This window comes from Pseudomonadota bacterium (assembly GCA_030775045.1).
Taxonomy (GTDB): Bacteria; Pseudomonadota; Alphaproteobacteria; order JALYJY01; family JALYJY01; genus JALYJY01.
In genome coordinates, this window is sequence record JALYJY010000070.1 from 1 (window position 1) to 9600 (window position 9600).

Sequence of the window (9600 nt, forward strand, 5' to 3'; positions counted from 1 at the left end):
TGAGGACCAGGGCAATGATATTTCCGTGCTGCCGCCCCAGGATCCAGGCCAGGCCGCCAAAAAGGCCGCTGATGGCGCCGGATGCGCCGATGACCGGCACCGGGCTGCCCCAGTGAAAGGCCAGATGGACAGCGGATCCCGCAAGGCCGCACAGCAGGTAGAGGGCCAGCATGCGCGTACTGCCCAGATAGCGCTCGATGCCGGATCCGAAGGCCGCCAGGCTGACCATATTGATCCCCAGGTGAAGGAATCCGCCATGCAGGAACAGGGAGGTGAACGGAGACAGGACAGCGTCGAGACTTGCCGGATCCTCTCCGTACCGGGCAGGAATGAAGGCCCAGCGCATCATCAATTCTGTCCACGCATCGTCGGACAGGAACCAGGTGATGGCAAACACCAGGATGCTGGTCAGGATCAGCGCCTGCACCATGGGGGGCAGGTTGAGCATGGGCTGGCGCGGTCCGGACGGGGTTCTGGACAGAAGGGGCAAGGGTCAGGCTTTCCTGTGAAAGGCGGCCAGACCCTATACCATTTTTCTGTCCCGCGAAAATACTCTCTCCCTGTGGGATATTTGCCCGGAACATTTTTCGTCGCAGAAACACAGAGGACGCTCCCTGCGTCTCAGCGATGAACAGGGTCGGGCTGAAAATCCGGAGGGCGAAGGGTGGTCGGGGCGAGAGGATTCGAACCTCCGGCTTCTGGCTCCCAAAACCAGCGCTCTACCAGGCTGAGCTACACCCCGGACCAGCCTTGGCATACACAAACAGGGCCGACCCGGCAAGGCCCTCTTTACGTGTTTCTCATTCCAGATCATCCATATCTGAACGTCCTTCACCTGAAGTCTTTTTCTGATATAAAGACGTTCGCAAGCCGCTTTGACAGTTCGCAATCACAGGCCGTCCCATGAAAGCCCGAATCTCCAGACCTTCCCGTTCCACCATGCAGTCCGGTCGCGGTGCCACCAAAGCCTGGATCCTGGAGTATGAACTGGAAACAGCCCGCATACCCAATCCCCTCATGGGCTGGACGACGGGGGATACCCTGAACCAGGTGCGCGTGCGGTTTGCCACGCGTGAGGCGGCAGAGGCTTTCGCACAGAAAGAAGGGCTGGAGTATGTGGTCCTTGAGATCCACGAACGTCGCACCCCGCCCAAAAACTATGCGGACAACTTCCGCAACAGGGAGAGAAGGGAATCCTGAAGACGAACGGCGTCAGGCCGGGCTTTCCCAAAACAGGCTTGCCTGCCTGTTGCAGGAAAGGTTAAAAGGAAAACCGTTTCATCCGGCTTCTTTTCTGTTGTTGTGCCCATAGCTCAGCTGGATAGAGCACCAGCCTTCTAAGCTGGGGGTCGCAGGTTCGAATCCTGCTGGGCACGCCACTCCTGTTCCGGGAGTTTTTCCATGAAAACCCTTATCCTGACAGGTGGCAGCGATGGTCTGGGTGCAGCTTTCGGCCAGACGTGCCTTGAAAAGGGATACAGTATCATCTGCCTCAGCCGCCGTGTCCCCGGTTATGGCGCACAGCATATTCCGGTTGATCTTGCGGATCCTGAATCCATAAAAGCGGCCGCAGAACAGATCCGCCAGAAGCATCCTGCATTTGATGCCATGGTCAACTGCGCGGGCGTCTTCAGCCAGCAGGGGCAAGGCCGGATCAGCTGGGAGGAAATCCAGAGGGTTCTCACCGTCAATACGATGGCCCCGCTGTTCCTTGTATCCGGTTTGATGGATCTGATCCGGAAAAACGGGGCCGATATCCTGAATGTGGGCTCTACCGTGGGGTACCAGGGCCTATGCTGACCAGGGTACCTATGGGGCCTCCAAGTGGGCGATGCGTGGCATCAGCGAAAATCTGCGCCTGGAGTTAAAAGGCACCAGGAGTCGGGTGATCCAGTTCAATCCTGGCGGGTTCAGATCCCGTCTTGTGCAGAAGTTCACCGGAACGGATGCCGGTCTGAACGGCTACATGGATCCAGCCGATCTGGCCCGGATCATGCTGTTCATGCTCGAGCTTCCCAAATCTGTCGAGGTCAGCGAGATCCTGGTGAACAGAAAATAGGGTCTACTCCCCGGCCAATGCCAGAGCCGCCAGATCCTCGCGCAGGGTGTTGATGCCAAGGGCGGTTTCGCTGCTGGTCACGTGGACATCGGGAAAGACGGACGTATGTTTTTTCAGCTGCGTTTCCACATCCGTCACGCATTGCCGCAGGGCATCCGGCGTCATCTTGTCGGCCTTGGTTAGGATGACGCGGCAGGGGACGGCGGCCCTGTCCGTGGTGCGCATGGCCACGATGTCCGGCGGCTTCAGACCGTGGCGGCTGTCCACCAGAAGGCATACGCGGCGCAGGGTGGGACGGCCCCTCAGGTACTGCTCGATCATGTCGGTCCAGGTGTCGACCCGGTCGCGCGAGACCTTGGCATAGCCGTATCCCGGCAGGTCCACCAGCATCAGGCGTTCGCCCAGATCAAAGAAGTTGATCTGCTGGGTTCGTCCGGGTGTGGCGGACACCCGCGCCAGGGTCTTGCGGCCGGTCAGGGCGTTGACCAGGCTGGACTTGCCCACGTTGGAGCGCCCGGCAAAAGCCACCTCGGGCAGGGTGGTAATGGGCGGCAGCTGGTCCACGGTCTGGGCCCCGGCCACGAACCGGCACTCCCCGGCGAAAAGCCTGTGGGCGTCGGTCATGTCAGCCCACCGGAACGCCCATGCGGCGCATGATGATCCACTGCTGGGCGATGGACAGGACGTTGTTCCAGGTCCAGTAGATGACCAGCCCCGCCGGGAAGGCGGCCAGCAGGTACGTCATCATGAACGGCATGAACATGAACATCCGGCGCTGGATAGGGTCCGGCGACGTGGGGGTCATCATCTGCTGCACGAACATGCTGGCGCCCATCAGGATGGGCCACGCCCCGATCATCAGGAAGGACGGCGGGGTGAAGGGAATCAGGCCGAACAGGTTGAAAACGGACGTGGGGTCCGGGGCCGACAGGTCGTGGATCCAGCCATAGAACGGCGCATGGCGCATCTCCAGGGCCACGAACAGGACCTTGTACAGGGCGAAAAAGACAGGGATCTGGATCAGCATGGGCAGACAGCCACCCATGGGATTGACCTTTTCCTTCTTGTACAGGGCCAGGATCTCCTGGCTCATGCGCGCCTGGTCCTTGCCATGGCGTTCACGCAGGGCCTGAAGCTGGGGCTGGAGCTTTTTCATCCTGCTCATGGACGTGAACGATTTGTTCGCCACCGGGAACAGGGCCAGGCGCACCAGAACCGTGAACGCCAGGATGGCCAGTCCGAAATTGCCCAGCCACCCGGCCAGATAACTCAGGGCATAGAAGAACGGCTTGGTCAGGAAGTAGAACCAGCCAAAGTCGATGGCCAGGTCAAATTTCTGGATCCCCAGCTGCTTTTCATAGGCCGCGATCAGGTGCACCTGCTTGGCGCCCGCAAAGACCCGGAGGGTGGAGGAGGCGGTCTCTCCCGGGTTTACGGTGACGGGCTCCTCCGTCATGCTGGCCATATAGCGGCCTGTTTCAGCCAGGCCTGTATGTTCGACCCGGGCGGTGACGGGTTTATCCTGGGCAGGAACCAGGGACACAAGCCAGTACTTGTCGGTGATGCCCAGCCAGCCGCCGGTGGTTTTCTGACGCACCTTCTCGCCATCCTCGGCCAGATTGCTGTAGGAATACTCCTCCAGCTTGCCGCCCAGAACGCCCAGCGGGCCTTCGTGCAGGATCATGAAGCCCTGCGTCTTCGGCTGTCCCTGACGGACAATCTGGCCGTACGGAGCCAGGGTCACGGGGGCGCCCGAGGTGTTGCGCACGGTTTGTGTGACGGTGAACATGTACTTTTCGTCCACGCTGATCTGGCGCTCGAACTCCAGACCCGCGCCATTGTTCCAGGTCAGCGTGACCGGAGAGGATGGAGACAGCGGCCCGCCCTTTACAGTCCAGGCTGTACCCGTCGGGGGAATCGAGATTTTCGAGGGAAGCACAAGGTCCGTCTGCCCCGCGGTCCAGCCGAACTCGACATAGTACGGGGCAGCGCTGCCCGGGGGGGCCAACAGGTGGATCTCCGGGCTGGCCGGGTCAGGTGTCTCGTGATAGTCCGCCAGGGTCAGGTCGTCCAGGATGCCGTGGGTGGCGTTCAGACTGCCATGCAGCGCGGGCGTGGCAATCTGCATGCGGGACGCCGGTTCCGGAAGGGCGGGGGTGGGGGTTGAGAGCGTGAGGGGGGTCTCGGTGACCTGCTGCGGTGAAGGGGCTGGCTGCGGGGCGTCGTCCTGCTGGTGCCGGGCATAGAAGAACTGGAAGCCCAGCAGGATGGCGATGGAAAGGACAATGGCCAGAATCAGGTTACGGTGTTCTTGCATGAACGGTGACTATCCTTCAACAACGGTACGGGATCATACCCGGAGCCGCCCCACGGGTGACAGCGCAGCAGGCGGCGGATCCCCAGAAAAACGCCCCGCAGAAATCCATGGCGATGTATAGCCTCCCGCATGTACAGGGAGCAAGTGGGCATGTACCGGCATGTGCGCGGAAGAAACGGGGATACAAGGTGGATATAGCCCCATAACAGCCCGCGCACCGGCCAGAGCAGGAGGTTCTTCATGCAGAAATATCCGGCTTGCGGGACCTGGTTTTTTTCAGTCCCTCTGCGATATCTTTTTTCAGATCCTCAAAAGACCGGGAAAAGACACCGGACCGGGCCACCAGAACGATATCCCGGCCGGGCAGAGCCTGGAGGGGGAGAACCTGGCGGGCAACCTCTTTCAGGCGGCGGCGGGCCCGGTTGCGCTGGACGGCGTTGCCCACCTTGCGACTGGCCGTAAAGCCGAGGCGGATATCAGTATCCGGCTCGGGAGGGGTATCAGGGGAAGGCCAGGGGCGGACCTGAATCAGGGCTGACGGCGTAGCCCACTGCTGCCGGGCACTGGTAACAGCCAGAAAGCCCGCCCGGTGGCGCAGGCGCCGGATTTTCATGATGCTGTCCGGAAAGGCTAAAAGGTCAGGCAGACAGGCGCTTGCGGCCCTTGGAGCGGCGGGCGGCGATAACAGCGCGGCCGCCAACAGTGGCCATGCGGGCCCGAAAGCCGTGACGGCGCTTGCGCACAAGCTTGCTGGGCTGATAGGTGCGTTTCACGACAAAACTCCGTTCCCTGAACCTGCATAAATTCCGAAGGAGGCATGTATAGATCCCGCCCCCGCAGGAGTCAACCGCTTTGTGCCCCTGCTTCCCCCGATGAAAAAACCAAGGGGACAGCTGCTAAGCCTGCTCCCTGGCCTTGTTTTTCCTGTTACGGAGCCGGGATTTCTTCCCAGACTATTGGCGATTTCCATCCTGGAAGTGCATCACGGCCCATATTGTCCACCATACAATCGTACAGATTTCTTACTGGTCCGCCCTGTGGCATGTGCTCAACGCCATTTTGGTCATAAAAGGCAGCAAGCCTGACCATATCATGCGCGCAGGCTATGAGCTGCCGCAGATCATCGGAAGGTTCCATCGCCTCCCTCAGATCCAGTATCGCATGCTGGTTTCCACGCTGTAGATAAACCGCTCCGGACGGCATATAGGGAGCGATCAGACCCACAGGCAGGCCTACACTGGCCACACCTTGACAGTATCTGCTCTGGCGTTGTGCTTCGGCGTCGGCCTCGACGCGACCCCAGTCTGCGCCACATATGGCATATTTTACGCCGTTGCGAATGCCCTCCATTTTTGTTTCTGTGCACTCGTCCATGATTCTACCAAAGCGCAGAGCCCCTGCGAGTGTAGGACGAGGGGCATTTTCCGTCATGTCCAAGTCTTCATCCGCGACGCAGCGATCCATTGTGAATTCAGGAAACCACTCATTCTGCTCCGGGCTTGGCTCTTCCTGTGGCGCAGGGCATCCTGTCAGAATTGCTCCTGCTGCGGCGGTTGCAAGGGTTGTTCTCAGTCTTGACCAAGACTTACTCATTACTTTCACCTCTCTGATTTGCAGGTTCTTATGTAACAAAAAACAACTATCAGTTGTAATTTAATTTATCAACACGTTTTGTTTGTATGCCTGAAAAGAAAAGACCAAGGAGACAGCTGTTGCTTGGCCCCTTGGCCTATATTTGGACTCCGTCAGTTTGCGGTTACGAAGTCGTCAAGGTATGTTGTGCCAGACAAAGGGCAGCTTCTCCCCTTCAGGATTGTCAGGGGGCAGGCTGTCTCCAAGGCAATCCATAAGAGCTGTCACCCAGAAATCATTGGGGAGGGGAGTTTCTCCGTTGTTTGAAGCAGAATAAATCATTTCGAATGCGCACGCAGAGATTTTCCGCTGGTCTGTAATATTGACGCTGGAGGGGATATCCTCTCTCAGATCAATCAAGCCGTGACGGTTACCATTGCGAAGATAAACCACCCCGGATGGAATATAGACAGAGAAGCTGTTCACAGGGAGGTCAATACCTGATATGCCTTGGCAATGTGAGAATTTTTCTTGGATTCCGGGGGGGGCTTCGACCCGCCCCCATCCGTTGCACAGGCTATATTTCACTCCGTTCTGCGTTCCTTCCTTACGCTGTTCAGGCGGACATTTCTCAATAATGTCATCAAAGCGCAGGGCCCCTGAAAGCGTAGGACGGGCTGCTCTTGCTGTTTCTGTCAGCTCTTGATCGGTAACGCATGCGTCTATCATGAAAGTGGGAAATTCTTCGTCTGGCAATGGAACACCCCCATCATTCTGTGGGATACCTCCGTCATTCTGCGGGATGCCCCCATCTGGTTCTTCCAGCGGTTGCTGGCTTGGACATCCTGCCAGTATTGCTCCTGCTGCTGCGGCTGCAAGGGCTGTTCTCAGTCTTGACAAAGCGCTTCTTTTGTCCATTTTTTTCCTCATTTTTCAGGGTTGTGTCCCGTACGGGACTATAAGAAGAAAGGCCAAGGGATTAGGTGAAAATCTGTCTCCTGGCATCTGTTTTACGTGTTACTGAGCATCAAGGTATGTTGTGCCAGACAAAAGGCAGTTTATCTCCTTCCGGATTGTCAGGGGGCAGGCTGTCTCCAAGGCAATCCAGCAGCTCTCTGACCCAGAAAGCGCCAGGCACAATATCTTCTGTCCCATCAGGTGATGTGGCAGGAGGGACAAGTACCTCGTATGCACATGCGGATATTTTTCGCTGGTCTGTAATATTGACGCTGGTGGGAATATCCTCTCTCAGGTCGATCAAACCGTGACGGTTGCCATCACGAATGTGGACCACTCCGGATGGAACATAGACAGCGATGTTGTCTACAGGCAACTCAAGGCCCGCGATACCCAGGCAATAGGAAAGCTTTTCCTGAACCGCATGACCAGCTTCGACCCGCCCCCAGTTACCGCACATCCTGAACCTGCGGCCATCCCGTTCCCCTTGCAGCGTTGTCTGTTTGCATTCTTTAATGATTTCATCAAAGCGCAGAGCTCCTGAAAGCGTGGGACGGGATGCCTTTTCTGTTTCTGTCAGCTCTTGGTCAGTGACGCATGCGTCCATCGTGAAAACTGGAAATTCCTCATCTGGTAATGGAACGCCGCCATCATCCTGCGGAATGCCTCCATCATTTTGTGGGATACCCCCATCATTTTGGGGAACACCCCCATCTGGTTCTTCAAACGGTTGTGGAGCCGGGCATCCTGCCAGTACTGCTCCTGCTGCTGCGGCTGCAAGGGCTGTTCTTAGTCCTGACCAAACTTCGTTACGCATACTCAAAAGTCTCCTCGATTTCTCAGGTATTTTCAACAAGATTTGTACAACCGAGAGTTGTACTTCGGGAGCGTGTATAGGTTGTATACAGTGGCGTGTCAATATAACTTTCCATGTGTCTGGACTGGGGGGCTGTGCCAAATAAAAAACCCCGCTGCTAAGCGGGGTTTTTCAGAGAGCTGTCCGAAAAAAAATCTACTCGCGTTCATAAATTTTTTTCTCCAGCTGCTCAACCCTTTTGCGCAAGGCGTCATTTTCGGCTTTCAGTTCCCGCAGGGCTTCAATAGCAGCCCCGATCAGGTGTTCATAATTGACCATTTTCATGCCAGTTTCTGTCTCCTTGACCAGCTCCGGGAATACAGCCTCAACCTCCTGTGCGATGACCCCTATATCAGCAGGTGATTTTGGATCGGCCTTCCAGCCACTGAGAGGATTCTTCCAGTCATAATAAACACCACGGATTTTCAGCAATTTTTCCAGAGCGTCATCGATAGGACGAATATTCTCTTTCAGGCGAATATCGGACGGGCCATCTTCAAGGTCGATCTTGTACCAGTTACCATCTTCCCGTCGGCCACGAGCACGAACATAGAATTCTGCTTCCTGATAAAAATCTACCTGGTTGTTAAAAACAGCCGGGGTGTTGACAGTCAGTGTGCCAACACCAACACCTGGACGGACATTAATTTCTGTAGAGCCATTGAGGAATGTCTGGCCGTTGACAGTAAGGGGGGCGCCTTCGATGTTGACAGCGCCAGAAAATCTCGCGGCCCCCATGACCCGGAGACAGAAATTGTTCACGCCACATTCATCAGTTACCCGGAGTTCTTCAAAGAAGCTTTGCCCTCTTGCGGATACTCCGCCCTCTGTAACGATATCTCCGTCTGGCTCAATCCTGGCCTGCGCAGCACCACAGTTAAACACATCCGTCCCACAGCCCACATTCAGATTGCCATTGAACCCTGCGTCATGGCTGACACCCAGCCGCCCACGCACATCCAGCATTACTGGCGATGACATGTCGGCCCTGCGGATGAAGACCTGAGGCTCAGCCATTATGAAGAGTTGGTCCTGGCCTATGACGCTGGTCACATTGTTCAGGCTGTTGCGGTTCATATCGATGTTCGTGTTCATGCGATTGAACTCGGGATGCCCGGCCACCACATCCCGGTACAGGAACGGCGAGCCCAGATCGGTTGTGGCAAACATCGTCCCTGTGATGATGTCTCCCGCAGCCATGGGAATGACGCCGGCAAAGTCAGACACAGGCCGTGTCCAGCCGCCGTAAGCCCCGCGAATCACCGGAGCGCCCGGAGGCTCGTCGCTGTAGAGCGTCCCCGCATCAGCCCCGATCATCCCCACGATCCGCGCCGCGCGCAGGTCGTCCACAGGGATCGTTGCTCCCGTAGAGGCCACAAAGGTCTCCACGTTCGTGCCATCATGGCGCACCAGCACCTGGTACCGCTGCCCCAGCGGATTCGTGTCCGAGACATTGGGGGAGAGGAAGGCGGGCTGAAGCTCGGGCATCGGAGTCGCGGGATCGTTCACGACTCCGATGATGTGCCACTGATTCGGGGCGAGAAGAACGATTCGCGGCCGCTCGACCTGCGAATACCGATTCGCAGCCTCGGCAATCGCCTTTGTCTGCCGGGCCACAGCCTGGTCCTGCAGCTGCTGGTTCATGCCGCCGATCAGGCGCCACACACCCGCAAACAGAACGCCAAGTACGGCAAGGCCAATGATCAGTTCCACCATCGTGAAACCGCGCTGCCGCTGCATGAAAGAAGAAACGATTCGCATGCTCAATATCCTTCTGGCCAATTCATAACGGTGCATGGCCTATGACAAGACGACCATACAATTATCACCAAACCGTTC

General features: G+C 57.3%; 13 protein-coding genes and 2 tRNA genes. 4 read left to right on the forward strand and 11 right to left on the reverse strand.

The window, feature by feature from the left end; genetic code table 11:
* Together M3O22_06810 and M3O22_06815 are read right to left on the reverse strand one after the other, a co-directional pair.
* A partial coding sequence (locus M3O22_06810; GenBank protein ID MDP9196457.1) for a rhomboid family intramembrane serine protease occupies positions 1–490 on the reverse strand: 490 nt, incomplete at its 3' end.
* Between the two features lie 175 nt (positions 491–665).
* Positions 666–742: transfer RNA gene (locus tag M3O22_06815), tRNA-Pro, on the reverse strand.
* Between the two features lie 161 nt (positions 743–903).
* Here M3O22_06815 and M3O22_06820 point away from each other — a divergent pair.
* The 4 genes from M3O22_06820 (at position 904) to M3O22_06835 (ending at position 2059) form a co-directional block, all read left to right on the forward strand.
* Positions 904–1200 (forward strand): ETC complex I subunit, encoded by a 297-nt coding sequence (locus M3O22_06820; protein ID MDP9196458.1) that lies wholly within the window; start codon positions 904–906, stop codon positions 1198–1200.
* Positions 1201–1302: 102 nt separating this feature from the next.
* Positions 1303–1379: transfer RNA gene (locus tag M3O22_06825), tRNA-Arg, on the forward strand.
* 22 nt (positions 1380–1401) lie between these two features.
* Positions 1402–1800: an SDR family oxidoreductase gene (locus tag M3O22_06830; GenBank protein MDP9196459.1), complete on the forward strand. Its 399-nt coding sequence runs from the start codon at positions 1402–1404 to the stop codon at positions 1798–1800.
* An 85-nt stretch (positions 1801–1885) separates the two neighbouring features.
* Positions 1886–2059, forward strand: coding sequence for a hypothetical protein (locus M3O22_06835; GenBank protein ID MDP9196460.1), 174 nt, complete (start codon positions 1886–1888; stop codon positions 2057–2059).
* A gap of 3 nt (positions 2060–2062) precedes the next feature.
* On the opposite strand, the gene yihA is transcribed toward M3O22_06835, so the two are convergent.
* The 9 genes from yihA to M3O22_06880 form a co-directional block, all read right to left on the reverse strand.
* Positions 2063–2683, reverse strand: coding sequence for a ribosome biogenesis GTP-binding protein YihA/YsxC (gene yihA, locus M3O22_06840; GenBank protein MDP9196461.1), 621 nt, complete (start codon positions 2681–2683; stop codon positions 2063–2065).
* Position 2684: 1 nt separating this feature from the next.
* Positions 2685–4376: a membrane protein insertase YidC gene (gene yidC, locus M3O22_06845; GenBank protein MDP9196462.1), complete on the reverse strand. Its 1692-nt coding sequence runs from the start codon at positions 4374–4376 to the stop codon at positions 2685–2687.
* Positions 4355–4618: a membrane protein insertion efficiency factor YidD gene (gene yidD / locus M3O22_06850; GenBank protein MDP9196463.1), complete on the reverse strand. Its 264-nt coding sequence runs from the start codon at positions 4616–4618 to the stop codon at positions 4355–4357. Before yidD ends, yidC begins: the two co-directional genes overlap by 22 nt.
* A complete protein-coding gene (rnpA, locus tag M3O22_06855; protein ID MDP9196464.1) occupies positions 4615–4989 on the reverse strand; it encodes a ribonuclease P protein component in 375 nt (124 codons plus the stop codon). The genes yidD and rnpA overlap by 4 nt, the downstream gene beginning before the upstream one ends.
* A gap of 25 nt (positions 4990–5014) precedes the next feature.
* Entirely contained in the window at positions 5015–5149 is a 135-nt protein-coding gene (rpmH, locus tag M3O22_06860; GenBank protein MDP9196465.1) for a 50S ribosomal protein L34, read from the reverse strand.
* Positions 5150–5303: 154 nt separating this feature from the next.
* Positions 5304–5840 carry a hypothetical protein gene (locus tag M3O22_06865; GenBank protein ID MDP9196466.1) on the reverse strand — a complete coding sequence of 179 codons (537 nt, stop codon included), beginning with the start codon at positions 5838–5840 and terminating at the stop codon, positions 5304–5306.
* Between the two features lie 303 nt (positions 5841–6143).
* Positions 6144–6866: a hypothetical protein gene (locus tag M3O22_06870; GenBank protein MDP9196467.1), complete on the reverse strand. Its 723-nt coding sequence runs from the start codon at positions 6864–6866 to the stop codon at positions 6144–6146.
* A 109-nt stretch (positions 6867–6975) separates the two neighbouring features.
* Positions 6976–7824, reverse strand: a complete 849-nt coding sequence (locus M3O22_06875; protein MDP9196468.1) for a hypothetical protein — start codon at positions 7822–7824, stop codon at positions 6976–6978.
* Between the two features lie 93 nt (positions 7825–7917).
* The gene (locus M3O22_06880; protein ID MDP9196469.1) at positions 7918–9522 is read right to left on the reverse strand and encodes a tail fiber domain-containing protein; all 1605 of its coding nucleotides are present in this window, start codon (positions 9520–9522) and stop codon (positions 7918–7920) included.
* Positions 9523–9600 lie beyond the last annotated feature (78 nt).

Coding starts and splice junctions, on each gene's coding strand:
- M3O22_06830 (MDP9196459.1), top strand. CDS start 1,402: ATGAAAACCCTTATCCTGACAGGTGGCAGCGATGGTCTGGGTGCAGCT.
- M3O22_06870 (MDP9196467.1), bottom strand. CDS start 6,866: ATGGACAAAAGAAGCGCTTTGTCAAGACTGAGAACAGCCCTTGCAGCC.
- M3O22_06865 (MDP9196466.1), bottom strand. CDS start 5,840: ATGGATCGCTGCGTCGCGGATGAAGACTTGGACATGACGGAAAATGCC.
- M3O22_06820 (MDP9196458.1), top strand. CDS start 904: ATGAAAGCCCGAATCTCCAGACCTTCCCGTTCCACCATGCAGTCCGGT.
- yidD (MDP9196463.1), bottom strand. CDS start 4,618: ATGAAGAACCTCCTGCTCTGGCCGGTGCGCGGGCTGTTATGGGGCTAT.
- M3O22_06880 (MDP9196469.1), bottom strand. CDS start 9,522: ATGCGAATCGTTTCTTCTTTCATGCAGCGGCAGCGCGGTTTCACGATG.
- yihA (MDP9196461.1), bottom strand. CDS start 2,683: ATGACCGACGCCCACAGGCTTTTCGCCGGGGAGTGCCGGTTCGTGGCC.
- yidC (MDP9196462.1), bottom strand. CDS start 4,376: ATGCAAGAACACCGTAACCTGATTCTGGCCATTGTCCTTTCCATCGCC.
- rnpA (MDP9196464.1), bottom strand. CDS start 4,989: ATGAAAATCCGGCGCCTGCGCCACCGGGCGGGCTTTCTGGCTGTTACC.